The organism is Microbacterium sp. TNHR37B, from assembly GCF_001620065.1.
Classification (GTDB): domain Bacteria; phylum Actinomycetota; class Actinomycetes; order Actinomycetales; family Microbacteriaceae; genus Microbacterium.
This window is the reverse complement of record NZ_LQGV01000001.1, coordinates 98,285-118,758: the sequence shown is the minus strand read 5'-3', so window position 1 is coordinate 118,758 and position 20,474 is coordinate 98,285. Positions and strand designations below refer to the sequence as shown.

Here is a 20,474-nt window from a genome sequence, read left to right as displayed (position 1 = left end):
TAACTAGGACCGTCTGCTCCCGTCAAGGACGAGCTGAGGAGAGGAGTCCGGTCTCGACGATGGACGTCGGAAGGATGATCTTGCGGGAGGGAGATCGGTCCCCCGCGATGCGCTCGAACAGCAGGTCTGCCGCTGTTCGGCCGTATCGCTGCGCGTCGTAGGCGACGAGGACCAGCGGCACCGGCACGATTCCACTGAAGCGGAAGTCGTCGAAGCCTGCGACGAGGGTCTGGGAACGCGACTCCCACACCGCAGTCAACACGCCCTCGGTGAGACGGTTGTAGGCACAGAAGATCGCGGTCGGTGGCTCGTCCATCTCCAGCATGCGCTGCGCCGCCACGCGCGCCGACTCCGGGTCGCGCAGCCCCGACACCACCAGCTCCGGGTCCTCCTCGATGCCCGCATCCGCGAACGCGTCGCGCACACCCGCCAATCGCGCCGCGATCGGTTCGAGTTCGAGGTCGTGGAAGACGAGTCCGATTCGACGATGTCCGCGTTCGACGAGACGGTTGATCGCGGCGCGGCTTCCCCCGGCGTTGTCGAGCATGACCGAGTCGACGGACAGTTCCTCGGGATGCCGATCGAGGAAGACCATCGGGGTGCCCAACTCGATCTCCGGCTGGAGGGCCGAGTAATCACCGCCACGCGGGATCACGATCATCCCATCCACTCGGCGACGACAGAGATCGAAGATGAGATCCAGTTCCTCGGCGGCGTCGACGTCCTCATCCGAGGCCGCGGTGATCAGCTGCGTGGAGCGTGCACGCGCCGACGAAGCGACCCCGAGCGTGATCGAGGAGTAGAACTCGTTGGAGATGTCCTTCAGGACCAGTCCGATCATCGCGGTCGGCGCACCCGACCGCAGTCGGGACGCCAACTGGTTGGGGCGATAGCCGAGGCTCGTCACGGCTTCTCGCACGCGCTCGGCGATTCCCTTGTCGACGGTGCTCACTCCGTTGACGACCCGGGACACGGTCTTGATGCTCACTCCCGCGAGCGCCGCCACGTCATGTAGCGTCGGGCGCCGAGCCTCCTGCGTCGTGTCCATGCACATCCCTCGGATCAGGACCCCCGGGACGCCTCATGCATCCTCGATGCGGAGATCCAGGCCTGCCACCCGCTGAGCCGCGACAGCAACGGCGAGACGACCGGCATCTCGGGGAGTATATCCGGCGAGGAGGGCATGGATCAGCCCCGCCGTCGCGGTGTCGCCCGCTCCGTTGGTACCGACCACCTCCGCCACCGGCGCAGCCGGGAACTCTTCCCTCACACCCTCCCATTCCGCGCCAAGGCGCCTCAGCGCGGCACCGCCGCGCTCCAAACGCGCGCGATCCGCCGTGTGCAGGTGAGCGCCCCGCGCACCGTCGGTCACGAGGGCTACTGCCGCTCCCCCGTTCACGAGACGGCGTGCGGCATCGGCCACGTCGCGAGGCTTCGCCCCCGGGGCCAGCCATCCGATCGAGGCCAGGTCGTCCGCGCTCGGGCTGACGACGTCCATGTGCGGCAGGAGGTGGGCAAGACGCTCTCGCCAGGCTTGACGTTCTGGAGACGCCGGATCCACCGTCGCGAAGTCGACGCTACGCGTCGCCCCCGCTGCGGCCATGGCGTCCAGAAGCGGTGGAATGCCCTCCTCCTCTGCCCTGATGAGTCCGGGAAGCGCCGTGGCGTACCCGAGGTGCACCAGCTCGACACCGCGGAAGTCGAGTCGCTCTCCCACGAAGTGCGCATTCGCGCCCACATGGTGCCAGATCGCACGGCTCGCTCCACCGTGCTCGAACACGAGCGAGTAGGAGGTTCCGTCGTCGACGCGCTCGATCACGGCGTCGGGGTCGACCTGTCGCAGATGACGCTCCAGGAGCACGCCCAGATGATCGTCGCCGATCGCCGCAGCCACCCGCACCGACCGCCCCAAGGCGTGAAGCGCCTCTGCCGTGTTGACGACACTTCCCCCGCACCGGATCTCGAGCGGGCCGATGTCGGTCAGCACGCCCGGAGCCAGAGCCGGGGGTCCCGACATCCGGGGAAGAAGATCCACGCAGGCGTGACCGACCACCATGACGGCCTGATCGCGAGATCCGGTCATCCTCGACCTCCTCTGGACAACGTTGTCTCGCCACAATAGCATCGACGTCACAGCGGGGCTTCGTCCCCTGAGCGAAGGGAAACCCCGTGACGGCTTATCGACTCCACCGACTGTTCCACCCCGCGTCGAGGCGCGCGCTCGACGTGGCGATCGACCATGGGATCTTCGGCGAGCCCTCGGTGCTCACCGGGATCGAGGACATCAGCGCGGCAGTGACCACGATCGTCGGCGCGGCGCCGGATGCCATCCAACTGACGCCGGGGCAAGCTCGGCATCTGCAGCAGATCCCCGATCGGCGCAAGCCGGCGCTGGTCCTGCGCGCGGATGTGGCCAACGTCTACGGCCATCCCCTGGACCCGCTGCTGTTCAGCACCCATTTCCCGGACGCCGTGGAGATCGCGGTGCGGATGGACGCGGTCTGCATCGTCGCGAACCTCATGGACCTCCCCGGTCACCCCGAGATCCGCGCAGAGAACATCCGAACGATCCAGGCTCTGAAATCCGAGGCCGAGCGCTACGGGATGCCACTCATGGTGGAACCCCTCGTCATGCGGGACAACCCTCGCGGGAGCTACCTCGTCGAGGGGGACACCACCCGCATCGTCGCCCTCGTCCGCCAGGCGGTCGAGTTGGGCGCCGATCTCATCAAGGCCGACCCGACGGATCGCGTGGAGGACTACCACCTCGTCGTCCAGGCCGCCTCCGGGCTCCCGATCCTGGTGCGAGGCGGCGGGCGGGTCGATGACCGCGAACTGCTCACACGCACGCGGGCTCTGCTGGATCAAGGCGCGGACGGCGTGGTCTATGGCCGCAACATCGTCCAGCACCGCGACCCCGCGGGGATCACGCGCGCACTGATGGGCATGCTCCACGACGACCTCTCCGTCGAGGATGCCCTCGCCCGCGTGGAGGCCGCAGCATGAGTCGCCGCGTCGTCAACGTCGGCATCATCGGCGGAGGGCTCATGGGCCGAGAGGTCGCCGGCGCGATCCGACGATGGCCGACACTCGTGGATCACCCGGTCGAGGCCCGACTCACCGCGGTGGCCGACATCAACCCCCAGGCCCTCTCGTGGTTCGCGGACATCGATACCGTGCGCGGCCTCCACGAGGACTATCGACGACTCCTCGCCGACCCCGAGATCGATGTCGTCTACATCGCCGTGCGCCACGACCTTCACGAGCAGTTCTACATCGACGCCATCCGCGCCGGGAAAGCGCTGCTGGCCGAGAAGCCCTTCGGGATCGATCTCGCGGCCGCGCGGCGAATCGTCCGGGTGATCGAAGAGACACCGGGCGCCTTCGTGCGCTGCTCCAGTGAGATCCCGTTCTACCCGGGCGCGCAATGGGTCGTCGAGGCCGTCCGCGCCGGCGCCGTGGGCCGGCCGTTCTCCGTGCGTGCGGCCATGCTCCACTCGAGTGATCTCGACCTCGACAAGCCCATCAACTGGAAACGTCAGGCACGGTACAACGGCCGAGCCGGCGCGCTCAACGATCTGGGCATGCACGCTCTGCACATCCCCTTGCGACTCGGCTGGGAACCGGCGTCGGTGTACGGCCTCCTCCAGGACATCGTTCCGGAACGGAGAGGGCCCGACGGATGGGAGCCGGTCGACACATTCGAGAATGCGGAACTCCTGGCCCGGGTTCCGGCGACCGGTGGAGAGATCTCGTTGCGCGTCGAGACGAAGCGCGTCTCTCTCGGAGACAAGAACACCTGGTCTCTCGAGGTCCAGGGACTCGAGGGCGGCGTGCGGTACTCGACCAAGAACCCCAAGAGCGTGGAGTTCTTCCGGCGAGTGGACCTGCCGGGCGTCGGACGCGAGCAGGTCTGGCAACAGGCCGACACGGGAAGCGTCTCGGTATGGCCGAGCGTCACCGGTCCGCTGTTCGAGTTCGGTTTCGCCGACTCCATTCTGCAGATGTGGTCCGCATTCCTGGCCGAGTACGCCGGAGAGCTCGGCGATCGATTCGGCTGCGCGACGCCCCACGAGGCGCTCGAGGCGCATCGCATCATCGCCGCAGCGCTGGACTCGCACGATTCGGGTCGCGCCGTCGCCCTGCCGTGAGGGCGAAGGGGAGGACGCGCGTCGAGACGACCGCGCCTCCCCCTGTCTCACTCCGGCTCATCCCCGAGCGATCGCGCGACCGACCACGCGGCCGGTTTGGGCTGACCGTCGAAGTCGAGGAGCGACAGACTCGTGGGCATCGGATAGGTATCGTGCCCCATCCAGACGATGAACCCCGCACATCGCGGGAAACGGCGACGAGCCGAGGCGGCGGCGTAGCCGAGCATGTCCGCCTGTCTCTGCTGGTCCTGAGCGACCCAATCGGCGAGGTCACCCTCGCCGTCCCACCTGCGAAAGGACCTCAGGAGCCAGGCGGCGGAGTGCGTCCAGAGCTCGGCGACGCGGGCACGGTCCGCGACCGTCGCCGTGGGCGCGACGAGGTCGTGCCGGGCGAGGAGGGGGTACGCGCTCGCCCCGTCGAATCCGACCTCGCTGCGCAGCACGGCATCGTCGTGGTCCCAGTAGTCGCGCCATTGCTCGTCCGTCCCGTCGTGCATCCACGGACCATGAACGTCGTGATGCACTCCCCTGCCGAAATCCGCCGCCGAGGCCAGCGCGCGGGGGCCCGATGGCGAGCTCGGAACGAACCGACGTTGCGGATCCTCTCGCGCGAACACCGCGCCTGCCTCCGCGAGGGGCGATTGCTGGCGCGTCGCGGGAACCGACCCCGCGTTGTCGGCATCGTTCGCGGCGAGTTCGTTGCCGCCTCCCCAGAGCATGATCGACGGGTGATGGCCGAGCGCGGTGACGTAGGCCACTGCGATCTCTGCGAGTTCTGCCGCGAAAGCCGGATCGGACGGCGGGAGATTGTCCAAGCCGCTCGAAGACAGGGGAAGCTCCTGCCAGACGAGGAATCCCATCTCGTCGCACAGTTCGTAGAACGTGTCGGACTCGCGCGCGGCGCCGCCCCACACGCGAAGGACGGTGAACCCCAGTCGGCGATACGTCTGCAACCGGACGAGGTAGTCCTCGCGCGTGAGGTCGGCGTAGTCGGGACGGATGGGCACCCAGTTCACTCCGCCCATGAACATCGGCGCACCATTGAGATGGAGCAGCCACGGCTCGCACCCCTCGGGAGCATCCAGGGTGGGTTCCCATCTCACCGAACGGAACCCCACTCGTCGGATGCGGTGATCGACGCCTCCCTGCGCCGAGGCCGTCGCGGTCACCGTGTACAGGGCCTGCTCGTCATCGACGAGCACGCGCCACGGCTGCACTCCCTCCGCGGTGAACTCGTGCCAGTCACCGTCGGCCGCGATCTGCCAGCTCTGGGAGCCGGTCGGCCCGTCCAGGGTCAGTGAGACCGAGGCGGGCTGGCTGGTCGATACGCGGCAGCGGACCATCCCCCGACCAGTGTCCGGGTCGAAGTCGGTTCGCACGTCGAAGCCCTCGATCTCGAGGCCGGTCGTCGCCTCGAGGCGAAGCCAGCCCACGATCCCGATCTGGACGATTCGCGGTGTCCAGTCCCAGCCGTAATTGAAGCGGGCCTTCCAGGCCCGGATCCGACTGGTCCAACCGATCTGCCCGAGCTCGTCCGGAAGCGTCGCGAAGGCGATCGTCAGCGTCGTCCCGCCCCCGCGAATCGCCTCGGTGAGGTCGAAGGCCTGGGGCACCATGGCGCCGGTCCACGTGGCGACCTCCTCGTCGTCGACGAGGACGGAGCCGGCGTAGTCCAGGCTCTGCGCCCTCAACACGATGCGACTGCCCGCCCGTGCCGCCTCTCGGACGCCCTCGGGAAGGTCGGTGGTGAAGGTCCAATGTCGGTTCTCGATCCACTCGGACTCGCGTGAGCGGAGACCGTCGTAGGGGCTCGGCACGATGCCGGCGGCGACGAGTGCTCCCCGCACAGAACCGGGCACACGTGCCGGCACTCCCGGGATCTCCGGGGTCTTCGACTCGATGCGGGCAAACGACGTCTCCCATCGCCAGTCGTTCTGCCGCCAGCCACGCAGCGTCCACGATGCCTCGGCGAGGTCCCAGAGCGTCTTCACAGGTCTTCCTTTCGGTCAGCTGACGGGGCAGCGGCAGTGGCAATGCGGAAACTGCGAACGCGGAAGGGTCCGAACTCGAGACGGTCGAGCACCGGTTCGGCTCCGACCACCGGACGCTCCAAGATGTCGACTTCCACGACGCTGCGCACCTCGATGCCCAGTTCGAGGGCGGTCGTCGCGTGGGCTCCGCGACACTCATACAGACGCACGATCACGTCTCCGGAGCCGTCGTGAGCCATTTTCACCGTCTCCACGACGACACCCGGTTCACTGCTGCACGCGAGCGCGGCGACGCACCGCCCGCGCACGGGGCCTCCCTCGGCGGCCACCCCGTTGGCCGCCTCGACGGCATCGACCGGATCCGGGGCGGGCACGATCACGAAGGCGAACTCGTGCTCCCCGCGATCGGCCTCCGGATCGGGGTAACGACTCGATGTGAGCAGGGACGCCCGGAGCCGCGTCCACGATCGTCCCTCACCGTCGCCCATCCTTCGAGCGTCGAATCCGTACGTGCGTTCATTGACGATCGCGACCCCGTACCCGGGTTCGGCCACGCGCACCCAGCGATGCGCACAGGCCTCGAACCTCGCCTCGTCCCAGCTCGTGTTGCGATGCGTGGGGCGCTCCACGTGTCCGAACTGGGTCTCCGCCTGCCACCGGTCCGTCGTGATCGCCACGGGGAACTCCACTTTCAGGAGACGCTCGCTCTCCTGCCAGTCGACGCGGGTCCGCAGTCGGAGAGGCTCCGCGCCCGGGGGGAGCTCGATGGTCTGCCTCATTCGCGACCGCCCGAAGGCGCGCTCGACCTCGACGACGGCGGCACCGTCCTCGCTCCTTCGGACCTGCAACGACGCGACGGCGTCGAGCGTCTCGACGTCCGCATCGATCGACGAGTCGATGTCCCAGGCGTCCCACCGGACGGGCGCGTCGCGGTGCAGTGTGGGCAGATGGAGCCGTCCACCGGCGCTCACCACCTCCCGACCCCGCGCTCTGTCGATGACGGAGGTCACCGTGCCGCTCGCGAGTTCGACGGTGACCTCGAACGCCAGATTAGCGAGGGTGACCGTCTCCGCACCTTGCTCGATGGCGACCGGCCCGCGATCGCCCTGCGGGTCGGCGATCGCGCCGATCGCGTGCGCGGGCACCCCACGCCGCGGAAACGGTGAGGAGTTGACATACACCTGCTCTGTGCCTCCACCGGTGAGGTGGGCGACGGCCTCCTCGATGACGAGTTCGAGGCGCGCGGCCACCCGCCCCAGCCGCTCCTCGGCCTCGCGATGCACCCACGCGATCGAGCTCCCGGGAAGGACGTCGTGGAACTGCATCAGGAGGAGCTCGTGCCACGCGTCCGTCAGCGTCTCCGCCGGGTAAGGACGACCCTCTCGCACGGTCGCCTGTGTCGACCACAACTCCGCGACGCGCAGGAGGCGTTCGACCCGACGATGAACCGCCTTGGTTCGCGCCTGCGACGTGTAGACACCCCGCTGCGCTTCGAGGTAGAGCTCGCCCACCCAGATGGGGAGTTCCCTTCCTGCCGCGAGGACCGCGTCCAGGCGGTCGAAGAAGCGGTGCGGCCCCGCCACCACGACGCGGGGTGACCCCTCCAGGTCCGCGGTCAGCCGGGCGCGATCGAGCATCTCCCTCGTGGGCCCGCCTCCGCCGTCGCCGTAGCCGAACGGTGCGATCGAGGAGTCGAAGAGCTCCGGCTCGGCCAGGTTCTCTGCGGCATGGGCGAGCTCGACGCCGGTGAGAGCGGAGTTGTAGGTGTCGACCGAGGGAAAGTGCGTGGTGACCCGGCTTCCGTCGATCCCTTCCCAGGCGAACGTATGGTGCGGAAAGCGATTGACCAGGCTCCACGACATCTTCTGCGTGACGAACCGGGTGGCACCGGCAGAACGCAGGAGTTGCGGGAGGGCACCGGAGTAGCCGAAGGAGTCGGGAAGCCACCCGATGGTGGTCGGCACACCGAACTCACGGTCGAAGTAAGCGGATCCCTCCAGCAACTGCCGCACCAGGGACTCTCCGGAGGGCATCTGCACGTCGGACTCGACCCACATACCGCCCACCGGGAGGAAGCGCCCCTCACGAACACGCGCTCGGAGGCGATCGAAGAGCTGCGGATGATCCTGCTGGAGCCACGCATACTGTTGCGCGGACGACATCGCGTAGACCAACAACGGATCCTCGTCCATCCGTTCCAGGACGTTGGCGACGGTGCGGGCTACTTTGCGTCGCGTCTCCCGGAAGGGCCAGAGCCAGGCGCTGTCGATGTGCGCATGCCCGACGGCGACGATCTCGTGCGCGCGGACCGAAGCCGGCGCCGTCACTTCGGGAACCAGGAGCGCGCGAGCGGTCGCTGCGGTCCCCCGCACGTCTCCCGGGTCGAGCGCGTTCAGAGCCGCGTCGACGGCGGCGAGGATGCGGGAACGCCGCGCCGACGACTCGGGCAGCGACCACGCGAGTTCCGTGAGGACCTCGATCTCCCGCGCCAGACGTTCGGTGGAGACATCGATCACCTCGACACCGATGGCACCCAGGCGATACTGCGGTTCGGATCCAGCCGTCAGAGGATCACCCAGAGAGGTCGGAGCGAAGGCTGCCGCCGGCCCCGCCTCGACATTGAGGATGACCGGGTTGGCGGCCGCCTCGATGAAGAAGTCGAACCGGGCACCGGGCTCGAGCGGGACCCAGCGCGTGGTCGGATTGATGGCCTTCACGATGGTGCCGTCGCTTCGGTAGGCCATCCCTTCGGCTTGGAAGCCCGGCATCACGTCCGAGAAGCCGAGGTCGATCGTGAGCTCGACGCGACAACCGTCTGGTGCCTCCGGGGCCGCCCCTTCGACACGCAGCCACGTGGTCGTCCATGGCGCGCCCCAGGGCATGCCCGCAGACGCGTGACGGAACTGCTGACGGGCGGCGTTCGCAAAGGCGACCGGATCCGCACACGTCCACGCCGATACGTCGGCAGGAGTGAGGGTCCGGCGTGCCGCCGGCCGAATGCGTTGGTGGAGATACCGGGCGACGCGGTCTCGCAGGATCGCGTCGTCGATGGATCCGCGGGTCATGGTGGCTCTTTCGTTCGCGGGCCGAGGACCAGCGGAATCCGCTGGCCCTCGGCGTCGTGGAGGCGGTCAGTGCGTGAGCGGCTCGTGGAATCCCCGGCTGGGAGGCGCCACGGACGAGACGGTGTTGCCGAAGTAGTCGAGACCTCCGTTCCCCGAGATCAGCACTCCCGTGCCCGACGACGGCGACGTCGACGGGATCTGCAGTCCAGCCGCGTTCGCGGCTCCATACCCGGGGCCCGTCGGCGGCGCCAGGAACTGCGGATCGCTGGTGAGCTTGTGGGGATCGGCCGGCTCGCTCGCCGGGTGGTTGCCGTGGAACGTGTTCGAGTCGAACGTCGCGTTCGCGGTCGGGTAGCCGTAACCCCCGGAACCGAAGTTCGCGACGATGTTGTTGCGGAAGGACCACGCGCTCGACACATTGCAGGTCTCGCAGTGCATGATGTCCGCTTGGCTTCCTTCCGGCACGAACACCGTGTTGTTGTAGATGTGCGTCTGCGGCTTCACTCCATACGAGAAAGCGAAGATGCCCTTCTGATGGGCGGTTCCATCGTTGACGCTCACGTTGTATCGCACCGTGACCCCGGTGCCGATGTCCGCCACGTCGCTGTACATCAGCAACAGGAAACCGCCTTCGTTCTCTTCGCTGTAGTTGTACTGCAGCGTCGTATCGCTCGAGCTGAGATCGACGTCATAGCCCTGACCGTCGGTGTGGTTGTAGCGAGTGCGGTAGACCTCGTTGTACTGGATGAGGGTGTTGATCGTCTTGGCGGGCCAGATCCCGACAGCCATCGGCTGGTTTTGAGCGAGACTCGTCTCTTGTCCGGCGTCCTCGACCACGTTGTGCTCGATCAGCACGTCCCGTGCGCCGCGCACGGTGATTCCGTCGCTGTCGGTCATGCTGACGTGGTTCCCGGCGATCGTGACGTTCTTGCTGATCGCCGCGGGGTCGACCCAGAGGTAGAAACCACTGGAGACGTCCTCGAAGTGAATACCGGTGCGTCCCACCTGATCGACGCGGTTGTTGCGGATGTCCACGCCGTCGTAGCTGTCGCGCTTGAAGGACACGACAGTGGAGAGATTGGCGCCGACCACGATGCCGCCGTTGGTGTGCGAGTTTCCGATGCCGGTGCAGTCGAAGCAGCCGTTGACGTCGTGCACGTAGTTGTCCTCGATGGTGATGCCCTTCAGCAGGCCGCCCCCGTCGTTGAGCACGAGGATTCCCCAGCGCGCCTCTGCGGCAACGAACGGCCCCTTGCCGGAATCGTTGACGATCTCCAGATCCGAGATCGTCCAGTAGCTCTGGTTCTTCAGGTACACCGTTCCGCCTTCGGTCAGCGAACCACCGTCGAAGAACGGCCGATCGCCGCCTCCGTAGCTGGAGATCACGATGGGGTTCCCCGCCGAGCCGGATCCCTTGGGCTTGAGTTGCCCGGCCCAGCTCTGGTCGGTGTGGAAGAGGATCTGATCGCCGGCGGAGAACGTCGTCGCATTGACCTTGGCGAGCGAACGCCACGCCGTTGCGGGGGTGGTTCCTGCCTGCGCATCCGATCCCGCGACGGCGTCGATGTAGTACGTCGTTCCGACGGCCCACGCGGGCGCGGCGCCGAGGGCGATCGCCGCCGATGCGATGAGCGCGCCGACCGTCATGACGGCGACGCGTCTCAGATGTGAGATTTTCATCCAACTGCTCCTTTTCTCGATGGACGAGCGAGACAACGTTGTCTCACTCGACGTGTCGCCACGCGGGCGACGACGACATGGGCAAGGGCTTCGTCAGCCCTTGATTCCGCCGGTCGCGCTCACCCCCTGAAGGAAGGACCGCTGAAACGCGATGAAGAGGACGATGGGAACCAGCACCGCGATGAACATCCCCGCGAGCTGGAAACTCAGCGTGGTGCTCTGCGCCGACTGAGCGAGCGCGACGGAGATGGGCTGCCGGCTGGCGTCGCTGATGACGATCAACGGCCAGAGGAAGTCCTTCCACGAGTTGACCGCCGTCAGCAGAGCCACCACGCCGATGATCGGTCGGGACAACGGCAACGCGATCAGCAGGAAGACCCGCACGGGACCGGCCCCGTCGATGCGCGCCGCTTCAAAGAGCTCTCGCGGTATCCCGTCGAAGAATCGCTGCACGATCACGACGACGACCGCATTGGCTGAGGCCGGGAGCCAGATGGCCCAGTACGTGTTCAGCAGGCTCACGTCGAAGGGAGGAAGGGACACGACCGTCAGGTAGAGGGGGACCAGAGAGATGACACCCGGGATGAAGAGCGTCGCCAGGATCGCCCCGAAGAAGTATCGCGCCCACGGCGGACGCAGAACACTGATGACGTAGGCCGCGGTCACACTCACGAAGAGCGTGGCGAGCACCGTTCCCGCGGCGATCTCGGCGGTGTTGAGGAGGAACTGCCCGATGCGACCCGTCGTCCAAGCGTCCAGCAGATTGCTCCAGGCGATCTCCCCCGACGGGAAGAAGGCCAACGGATCGGTCACCGTGTCTTGCGTCGTGGAGACCGCCGCCTTCGCGAGCCAGAGGAGCGGGAGAAGCCCGGTGACGACCAGCACGATCAGAAGCACGACATGCGTGACGGCCAGACCCAGCCGCGCGGAGGTCTGACGCCGCTCGACGGCGGAGAGGATCCCCCGCTCGACCAGCTCGGACGCGCGGGCCATCAGCGCTCGCTCCAACGTCGCGTGGCCCTCAGGTAGACGACCGAGAGCAGGGCCAGAACGACCGCGAGCATCACACTGAGGGCGCTCGCCGCACCGAAGTCACCGCTGATGAAGGCATAGCGGTAGATCAGCAGCATGACCGTGACCGTGGCGTTGTTCGGCCCGCCCCCCGTGAAGAGGAAGGGCTCGGCGAAGACTTGAGCGACACCGATCAACTGAAGAAGGAGGAGCACCAGCATCACTCCCCTCAGTTGCGGGAGCGTCACCGACACGATCCGGCGGAACAGCCCGGCGCCGTCGAGCTCAGCCGCCTCGTAGAGCTCTGTTCGCACGCTGGCGAGGGCGGCGACGTAGATGACCATGGCCGACCCCGCGGCAGCCCACACCGACTCGACCACGAGTGCCGGCAGCGCAATGCCTGGATCGTTGAGCCACGACACCGGGCCCAGGCCGAACACGGCGAGAGCCTGGTTGAACAGGCCCTGGGCAGAGGAGTCGTAGAAGACCTTCCACAGCAGGATCCCGACGACCGGGGGGATCACCACCGGCAGGAACGCCAGGACGAGGTAGAGCTGGCGGTGCCGCAACTCGGAGATCAGAACGGCGAGAAGCAGGGGGACGGGGAACCCGAGGAGCACGCTCAGGACGACGAACAGGAGCGTGTTGATCACGGCGTGACCGAGCACCGGGTTCTGGAGGACGAAGGCGAAGTTGCTCCAGCCGACCCAGGTCGCCGGGTCGATGAGGTTGGTGCGCTGCCAGCTCATCACCACGCCGCGGATGATCGGACCCCACGCGAAGTAGCCGAAGGCGAGGGCCGCCGGCAACGCGAAGACGATCGCGGCGATGTCGACTCGGCGTCGACGGCGCCGCGGAGGACGCGCGGGATGAGACGGCGCCACTGGCCGGGCAGTGGGCCTCTCTGCGACGGTAGCCATCGTGAGCGAGTGCCTCTCCGGCGGGCGTGCACAGCTGCACACGCCCGCCTCTGAAGGTCACCGAGAGAGGAGTCCCTCGATGGTGGACTTGGTCGTCGCGAGAGTGGCAGGAATGTCCGTGTCTCTCGTGGTCAGGACCGCTTGGACGACGGAGTCGAGGCTCGCGTACACCTCCTGCGCCTTCACCGGAGGTTCCGGACGCAGCGGGATCGTGTTCACGGTCTCGTCGTAGAGGGCGAAGTTCTCCAGCGGAACATTGACGTAGTCCGCCACCCATTCGAGGTAGCGGTCGCGGTAGTCGCCCTTGAGCGGCGAAAGACCTGGAAGCCCGACGGGCATGCCGGCCTCGACGGCGAGCTTCGCGGCCTCGACAGCGGTGTCCTCATCCAGATACATCTCGAGACGGAAGGCGATGAACTCGACAGCTGCGAGCCGCTGCTCGGGCGTCGACCCCGGGGTCACGACGTGCAGCGCGCCTCCGCTGAGCGAGCCTCCCGCCTCGGCACCCTGGGGCATCGGGGCCAGCCCGAAGTCTTTCCCGTCCATGCCGAAGAGCTGCGTGGTGAAGGCATAGCCGATGGGGGCGCTGATCACCATGCCCACCCGACCGGCGGCGAACTCCTTGAGGGCACCCATCTGGTCGTAGGTGAAGTTGCTGCCCATCGACTCGTCGTCCCACCGCATCGCGTGGAGCAGTTCGAGTTGCTGCTGCATCGCCCCAGGCGGATCGGTGAACGTGACGGCGGAGCCGTCGTCGTTTTCGACCGTACCTCCAGCCGCGTACGTCATAGCGGTGAGCATCCACCCTCCCTGGCCGCCGGAGGTCATCTGCACATAGCCCGGGACTCCGGTCTCCTCACTGATCGTCTTGGCTGCCTCGCGAACCTCGTTCCAGGTCGCCGGGGGCTTGTCGGGGTCGAGTCCGGCCTTCTCGAAGAGGTCGCGATTGTACGCGAGCCCCAGAGCGTAGGCGTCCACGGGAACCCCGAAGTATCGACCCTCGGCATCCCGACCCACCGCTGAAGCGGAGGGATTGAGCATGTCCTTGAGACCCACCTGCTCGAGTTCGGCCGTGATGTCGGCCAGCTGGCCTCGCGCAATGAGTCCTTGCGGTTCGGTGAAGGGCACCACCATCACGTTCGGGAGCTGCCCTCCGGCCAGCTGGGCTTGGAAGGTCTGCGGGTCCCAGCCCGTCTCGACGCCTTTCACCGTGATGTTCGGGTGCTCGGCGCGGAAGTCCTCGATGACCTTGAGATACGCCTCGAGCTCGGCGGCCTGGCTTGCGGGAGGCTGATTCGAGACGGTGATCGTGACCGGAGCATCCGGGTCGACGTCGGGTTCCGCGGGCTCCGAACAGCCGGTCAGAATCACAGAGATCGCGAGCACGGGAATGAACAGGCGAACGGATCTGCGCATGGTGTTTTTCACTAGTCCTCCTCGTTGAGAGCTGAAACACCGGGTTGATGTACCCGCGACAACGTTGTCTCGCTCATCGTAAGGACGGGTGGTGGGCTTGTCAATGCCGCATCATCGCACCGGGAGGGGAGATCGCTCGCCTCCCCATCGCGGGCTCGCGCCCCGCGACCGTTGCGGCAGAAGTGCGCTCCCGTTAGTCGATGAGCCCGCCCACTGCCGTCAGCGGCGGCGACGGCCATCCGCGTCACCCTCGTCATACGCTGAGGGCATGCTCGCATCGGAGGAACCCTCGTCCGCCCCCGTCGTCACACTGTCCACCGGTGGGGTGCGCGGCACCGAGATCGGCGACGTCCGGCGGTTCCTCGGCATCCCGTATGCCGAACCTCCCGTCGGGGATCGCCGGTTCGCCGCGCCGGTGGCGGCAGCCCCGTGGGACGGCGTCCGTGAAACCCTCGGTTTCGGCCCGACCTCCCCGCAGTCGCCCTATCGCGGCGCCCTGGGCGAGCTCCTCCACGCGGTGATCCTGGACGGCGAGGATACCCTCACCGTCAACGTGTGGGCTCCGGCTGCGCCAGCGGCCGACGCTCCGGTGGTGCTGTGGTTGCACGGCGGCTCGCTGGAGCACGGCACGGCCGCGCAACCCGCCTACGACGGAACGCCCTTCGCCCGCGACGGCGTGGTGTTCGTGTCGGCCAACTACCGGCTCGGCGCCGAGGGCTTCAGCGTCCTCGACGGCGCGCCACTCAATCTGGGCCTGCGCGACGTCGCTCTCGCACTCGAATGGGTGCACCGCGAGATCGCGGCCTTCGGCGGTGACCCGGCGCGCATCACGATCATGGGCGAGTCGGCGGGCGGCGCGCTCGTCGCCGCTCTCCTCGCCCGCCCCACCTCGCGGGCCCTCGTCGCCGGCGCCATCATCCAGTCCGGCCCGCTCGAGGCATCCGATCCCGCCCGGGCCCGCCGCGCGTCGGATGCGATCGCGAAGCGGCTCGGCATCGCGGCGACCCGCGAGGCGTTCGCGGCCGTCCCGCCCGCCGACCTCGTCCGCGCACGCGCCGAGGTCGCCGCCGGTTCTTCTCCCCTGAAGGGTGCGCCCGGATTCGTCCTCGCGGTCGACGCGGAATCGCTCCCCCGCTCCCCGCACCTCGCGCTCACCGAGGCCGACGTTCCGATTCTCATCGGCACCAACACCGACGAGTACCGGCTCTGGCTGGGGTCCGACGAGCTCGCCGCGATCGGCCGGGCGAAGTCGTGGCTGGCCCGCCGCGCTTTGCGGATCCGCGAGCGAGCCGCGCGTGCCGTGCGCGACGCGATGCCGTACGCGTCCGCCGGCGAGGTACTCGGGCAGCTGATCACCGATCGCGTGCTGCGCGCGCCGGCGACACGGCTCGGCCGTGCCCGGACGGCCCCGACGTACCTCTACGAGTTCGCCTGGCCCAGTCCGGTGCGCGACCTGCGCGCGGCCCACGCCATCGAGATCGCGTTCGCCTTCGGCCGACTCGACGACGAAGACGCGGTGCGCCTGATCGGAGACGACGCCCCAGAGTCTCTCGCGCGCGACATGCACGCCGCCTGGGTCTCCTTCATCGCCACGGGAGACCCGGGCTGGCCCGCGTTCGACGACGCGCGCCTCACCCGGATCTGGGATGTGACGCCGGAGACGGTGCCCCAGCGCCGGGCTGCCGTGATCGACGCCCTGGAGTGAGCTCCGCCGCATCCAGGCGCGTGGCGACGGCACGAAGGACCGCCGAGAGGGACATCCCGTGGGCCCGTCCTAGGGCGGCGAGGACTTCGCTCGAGGCCTCCTTCCGGCCGCGCTCGATCTCCGACAGGTACTGACCGCTGACGCCCGCGCGCGCCGCGACGCTCGCCAGCGTCTCTCCCCGCACGGCGCGACGCCATCGCAGTTCGGCGCCGAGCGCCTCGCGCCACATCAGGGCCGGCCGGCCAGGGGCACCCCCGCCCGTCATGGCGCCCCACCGCCCTGATGCCGGCTTTCGGACAGTTCGCCGAGCCGGACAGCGATCTCCGACTGCACCGCCGGGCTGGCGTACTGGAAAACGAGCTCGGCGAGCGTCTGCCCGCGGGTCCACCGCGTTCCGGCATGCATCGTGGCGGCGGCGCCCGGACGATGGGCATCCAGCAGCTCTTCGACGAGCGCGAGGGCCTCCGGGTCGTCGGCGACGTCCGCGAGCGAGGATCCGAGACCCACCGCTCCCGGCGGCGGCGCGGCGACCACGGCACACTCCCACCGATGGCTCCCCGGGCCGGCGGTGAAGACGTCTCCCCCGCTTACCGCCGATCCCGCCCCCAGGGACGGGCCCGGCAGCCGCACCTCGGCTTCGACGCCCGTGGGGAGCTCCGCGACAACCGTCACGACCTCTCCCGTCCGTTCCCACCCGACCACGATCCTGCCGAACGGGCTCTCGTAGGTGGCGGAGGCGTCGTCGATGCCCGGAAGGGGATGCGGCGAGATCCGGATACGGCGATGCCCCGGAGCGAGGATCGAGAGCCCGGCGAGCTCGCGGTGCATCCAGTCGGCGACCGCGCCGAGGGCGTAGTGGTTGAAACTCGTCATGTCGCCCGGGTTGATCGCGCCATCGGGGAGGAGCGAGTCCCACCGCTCCCAGATGGTCGTGGCGCCCCGGGTCACGGGGTACAGCCACGACGGGCAGCCGGTCTGGAGCAGGAGCCGCGCCGCCGCGGCGTCGTGCCCCGTCGCCGTGAGCGCGTCGAGGATCAACGGGGTGCCGACGAACCCCGTGGCGATGCGGTATCCGTTCTCGCGCACGAGGTCTGCCAAGCGGGCTCCGGCGGATGCGCGCAACGCCTCGGGCAGAAGGTCGAAGACGAGGCCGAGCGCGTAGGCCGTCGGCGTGTCGGAGAGCATGCGGCCGGCCGGAGTGACGTACTCGCGGACGAAGGCGGCGCGGACCTCCTCCGCGACCCCGGCGTATCGCACGGCCTCGTCCTCCCGGCCCAGGAGGCCGGCGGCGCGCGCCAGCAATCGCACCGACCGAGCCAGGCACGCCGTGGCGACCAGTCCCGTCGCGGTCATGGCCTGCCCCGGCCGATCCGGCGGGGCCGTGGGGTCGAGCCAGTCGCCGAATTGGAAGTCGCCTTCCCAGATCCGACGAGGTCCGGCCAGTCGAAGGCACAGCTCGGTCCACGCGCGAGCACTGGGGTACTGACGAGCGAGCGTGTCGATGTCACCGAAGTGACGTTCGAGGACGTCGGGGACCACGACGGCGGCATCACCCCACGCGGCGGCAGGACGTGCGATCCCGATCACGTTCGGCACGACGAAGGGGACCATGCCGGCCTCGTCTTGTTCCAGGGCGAGGTCGCGCAGCCACGAGTCGAGGAAGCCACGGACGTCGTAGAGGAAGGCGGCCGTCGGCGCGAACACCTGGATGTCGCCGGTCCAGCCGAGCCGCTCATCGCGCTGGGGACAGTCCGTCGGGATCGAGAGGAAGTTGCCGCGCAGGCTCCACACCACGTTGTCGTGCAGTCGTTGCAGCAGCGGGTGGGACGTCTGGAACCACCCGGTGCGCTGGAGGTCGCTGTGCACCACGACCGCCACCACGTCTCCGGCATGGAGTTCCCCGGGCCACCCGGACACCTCGGCATACCGGAAGCCGTGGAAGGTGAACTCCGGCTCCCACACCTCGCACCCCCCACCGGCGAGGGTGTAGCGGTCGGTCGCGCTCGCGCGACGCAGCGGACGCGTGCCGAGCCTGCCGCCGTCGAGCACCTCGGCGTGCCGGAGGGTGACGGTCGTCCCCGCCGGGCCGGAGACGCGGATGCGGAGCCGCCCGACGAGGTTCTGACCGAAGTCGAGGATGACCGCGCCGTCCACGCCCGCGATCATCTCCACCGGGACGATCTCCTCCGCGCGGCGGACGGGCGGCGAGATCCGCGGCCCGGGCATCGGATCACCGCGGGTCACCGCCACGGGAGACCAGCCGCGATCGTCGAACCCCGGTTCCTCCGGCCGGCGGCCCGCGGTATCGCGGGGCAGTTCTCGCGCGTCGTAGGACTCCCCGGCGTACAGCCCGCTCGTCTGCAGCGCGCCGGCCGCGGCGGCCCATCCCTCACCCGTCGCGACCCAGCGGTGTGATCCGTCGGCGAAGTCGAGACGCAGCTGCGCGGCGACACGCGGCTGCGCTCCGTAGCGGGGCTGTGCATTCTGCCGGAACCCGAAGTGCTCCGTGGCCCAGAGGCCGGCCAAGCGAATGCTCAGACAGTTGACGCCCTCCCTGAGGAGAGCCGTGACATCCGTGGTGTCGTGCACGGTGCGCGCGCCGTAGGGCGTCCATCCGGGCTTCAGCACATCGTCATCGACGTCCGTGCCGTTGAGCGCCGCCTGATATCCGCCCACGGCGGTGGCGTAGAGCGTCGCCCGCACCACGCCATACGCCTCGAACTCGTGCCGGAGGATCGCCGGCTGCGCGTGCCGATCGGGCTCCGGATGGCCGATCCACTGCGCCGTCCACTCCCCCTCGCCGAGGAAAGCAGCGACGACCGTGAGCGGCTCGCTCCACGGGCTGATCTCGCCGTCGCTTCCGACGACCCGCACCCGCACCTCTCCACGGTCTCGGGGCGCCAGGGCCGAGAACGGCCACGCGATGCGCAGGCGGTCCTCCCCGCTGAGGCGAACGGTCCGCACCCCGCCCTCATCCCCGTCCCAGCGCACCTCGGCCGCGACCTGCTGCCATCCGGCATCGGCCGCGGCCACCCGCCAGCCGATCCGGGGAAGCGGGACCGGCACGGCCACGGTGGAAGGCCCGACGAGCGGGCCGTCGATGTCGACGCGAGCCACGAGGCTGGAGGACACCGTCACGACGCGGCTCCCGCGGTGGGCGCCTCACGCGCGGGCTCGACGACCGCTTCCTCATCGAACACGCGTGTCGCGCGACGCTGCCGGAACACGATCCATGCCGCAGCGAGGCCGAGCACGTTGAACGCCGTCAGGAGCACGTACATGAGCGTGACACCGGCGTCGAGGATGAGCGGTGTCACCACGGCGAGTCCGGCGGCCGCGAACCGGCCGACGGCGATGATCGCCCCCTGAGCGGTGGAGCGCAGCAGGGTGGGGAACGACTCCTGCGTCCACACCTTCATGATGCCCTCGAAGGCGAAGGCTCCCCCGACGGCGGCGAGCAGCGCGCTGAGGGCATAGGTGACGAGGTTGAGCCCCGCGATGACGATGAGGAGCTTCGAGGAGATCATGAGCACCGCGCCGATCTGGAAGTACAGAAAGCGCCTCGGGCCGTCGGCGACCTTCATGAACCAGAGGTAGCCGAGCACGGCGATCGGAACCATCGGCAGGGCGATGTGGGCTGCCTCCGCCACGGTCGCGCCGCCATAGGTGACCACGATGTAGGTCCCGAACTGACCGCTCGTGTTGGCGACCAGGTTGGTGAGGGCGTAGAAGGCGAGGAGCGCGAGGAACGGCACGACGTACGGCGGCCGCAGCAGGTCGAGAACGCGCGCCCGGTCGGCGCGGATCGTCGGGACGCCCGCGCGACGCTCGGCGCGCGCCGCCTTCCAGTTCGCCGACTCCGGAATCGTCAGGCGTCCCAGCAGAACTAGGACGGCGACGAGGCCGATGTGTGCGAACAGCACCTGTGCGCCGGCGCGACCCCAGTCGCCCACGGTGCTCGCGAGCACCGTATTGACCACGATGCCCACGATCCACAGGAGATTGGAGAACCCGAGGAGCCGGCCCCGGTTGCGGTCGTCCGCCGCCTCGGCGATGGTCGAGAGCGACACCGGGAGGTCGGCGCCCGTCCCGAGACCGAGCAGGACCGCTCCCGCGACGACCGCCGTGAACGACGGGGCGAGCAGGAGCGCGACGACGGCGGCGATGATGAGCACCATGGTGGCCGTGAACACCGGTCGACGCCCGAACCGGTCGCCCAGGCGTCCGCCGACGAGGGCGCCGACGGCGATCGACAACGTCAGCGCCCCCGCGGCCACCCCGACCTGCCACTGTTCGAGGCGGAGCGCCTGCTGCAGGATCACGAGCGACGTGCTGAAGCCGGTGATGGCGGCGGAGTCGATGTACGACGCCATGCCGGAGACGACGGCGACCCACCAGGGACGGGTGTGCAGGGAGCGCGGGGACATTGCTTCTCCTTCGAAGCCAGCGAGAACGATCGCGTTCACCGTACCGCATGATTGTCCTAGCGACAATCATTGCAGTGACGCGCCTCCCTCGCCCCGACGCGAGCGTCC

General features: G+C 68.6%; 14 protein-coding genes. 3 read left to right on the top strand and 11 right to left on the bottom strand.

Annotated elements, in window-relative coordinates:
* Positions 1–22: 22 nt before the first annotated feature.
* Together AVP41_RS00565 and AVP41_RS00560 are read right to left on the bottom strand one after the other, a co-directional pair.
* A complete protein-coding gene (locus AVP41_RS00565; protein WP_197464230.1) occupies positions 23–1,048 on the bottom strand; it encodes a LacI family DNA-binding transcriptional regulator in 1,026 nt (341 codons plus the stop codon).
* 33 nt (positions 1,049–1,081) lie between these two features.
* Positions 1,082–2,083, bottom strand: coding sequence for a carbohydrate kinase family protein (locus tag AVP41_RS00560; protein WP_067159265.1), 1,002 nt, complete (start codon positions 2,081–2,083; stop codon positions 1,082–1,084).
* Between the two features lie 86 nt (positions 2,084–2,169).
* Between AVP41_RS00560 and AVP41_RS00555 the strand changes: the two genes are divergently transcribed.
* Positions 2,170–3,006 (top strand): class I fructose-bisphosphate aldolase, encoded by an 837-nt coding sequence (locus AVP41_RS00555; protein WP_067159262.1) that lies wholly within the window; start codon positions 2,170–2,172, stop codon positions 3,004–3,006.
* Positions 3,003–4,151 (top strand): Gfo/Idh/MocA family protein, encoded by a 1,149-nt coding sequence (locus AVP41_RS00550; RefSeq protein WP_067159259.1) that lies wholly within the window; start codon positions 3,003–3,005, stop codon positions 4,149–4,151. The genes AVP41_RS00555 and AVP41_RS00550 overlap by 4 nt, the downstream gene beginning before the upstream one ends.
* A gap of 47 nt (positions 4,152–4,198) precedes the next feature.
* On the opposite strand, the gene AVP41_RS00545 is transcribed toward AVP41_RS00550, so the two are convergent.
* From AVP41_RS00545 to AVP41_RS00520, 6 genes are all read right to left on the bottom strand, one after another.
* Positions 4,199–6,142: a glycosyl hydrolase 2 galactose-binding domain-containing protein gene (locus AVP41_RS00545; RefSeq protein WP_067159255.1), complete on the bottom strand. Its 1,944-nt coding sequence runs from the start codon at positions 6,140–6,142 to the stop codon at positions 4,199–4,201.
* Positions 6,139–9,207: an alpha-mannosidase gene (locus AVP41_RS00540; protein ID WP_067159253.1), complete on the bottom strand. Its 3,069-nt coding sequence runs from the start codon at positions 9,205–9,207 to the stop codon at positions 6,139–6,141. The genes AVP41_RS00545 and AVP41_RS00540 overlap by 4 nt, the downstream gene beginning before the upstream one ends.
* 66 nt (positions 9,208–9,273) lie before the next feature.
* Positions 9,274–10,887, bottom strand: a complete 1,614-nt coding sequence (locus AVP41_RS00535; RefSeq protein ID WP_067159250.1) for a right-handed parallel beta-helix repeat-containing protein — start codon at positions 10,885–10,887, stop codon at positions 9,274–9,276.
* A gap of 93 nt (positions 10,888–10,980) precedes the next feature.
* Positions 10,981–11,880: a carbohydrate ABC transporter permease gene (locus AVP41_RS00530; RefSeq protein WP_067159247.1), complete on the bottom strand. Its 900-nt coding sequence runs from the start codon at positions 11,878–11,880 to the stop codon at positions 10,981–10,983.
* Positions 11,880–12,818, bottom strand: coding sequence for a carbohydrate ABC transporter permease (locus AVP41_RS00525; protein ID WP_067159244.1), 939 nt, complete (start codon positions 12,816–12,818; stop codon positions 11,880–11,882). Before AVP41_RS00525 ends, AVP41_RS00530 begins: the two co-directional genes overlap by 1 nt.
* 57 nt (positions 12,819–12,875) lie before the next feature.
* Positions 12,876–14,234: an ABC transporter substrate-binding protein gene (locus AVP41_RS00520; protein WP_067159241.1), complete on the bottom strand. Its 1,359-nt coding sequence runs from the start codon at positions 14,232–14,234 to the stop codon at positions 12,876–12,878.
* A gap of 268 nt (positions 14,235–14,502) precedes the next feature.
* Between AVP41_RS00520 and AVP41_RS00515 the strand changes: the two genes are divergently transcribed.
* A complete protein-coding gene (locus AVP41_RS00515) occupies positions 14,503–15,939 on the top strand; it encodes a carboxylesterase/lipase family protein (protein ID WP_067159238.1) in 1,437 nt (478 codons plus the stop codon).
* Here AVP41_RS00515 and AVP41_RS16220 read toward each other — a convergent pair.
* Genes AVP41_RS16220 through AVP41_RS00505 form a run of 3 tightly spaced genes read right to left on the bottom strand, consistent with a single transcriptional unit; the run spans position 15,866 to position 20,366 of the window.
* Entirely contained in the window at positions 15,866–16,168 is a 303-nt protein-coding gene (locus AVP41_RS16220; protein WP_231902692.1) for a helix-turn-helix domain-containing protein, read from the bottom strand. The genes AVP41_RS00515 and AVP41_RS16220 overlap by 74 nt on opposite strands.
* Positions 16,169–16,200: 32 nt before the next feature.
* Complete coding sequence (locus AVP41_RS00510; protein WP_067159236.1) at positions 16,201–19,077, bottom strand: alpha-L-rhamnosidase; 2,877 nt, start codon at positions 19,075–19,077, stop codon at positions 16,201–16,203.
* Positions 19,074–20,366 carry an MFS transporter gene (locus AVP41_RS00505; protein ID WP_157532353.1) on the bottom strand — a complete coding sequence of 431 codons (1,293 nt, stop codon included), beginning with the start codon at positions 20,364–20,366 and terminating at the stop codon, positions 19,074–19,076. The genes AVP41_RS00510 and AVP41_RS00505 overlap by 4 nt, the downstream gene beginning before the upstream one ends.
* Positions 20,367–20,474: the final 108 nt, after the last annotated feature.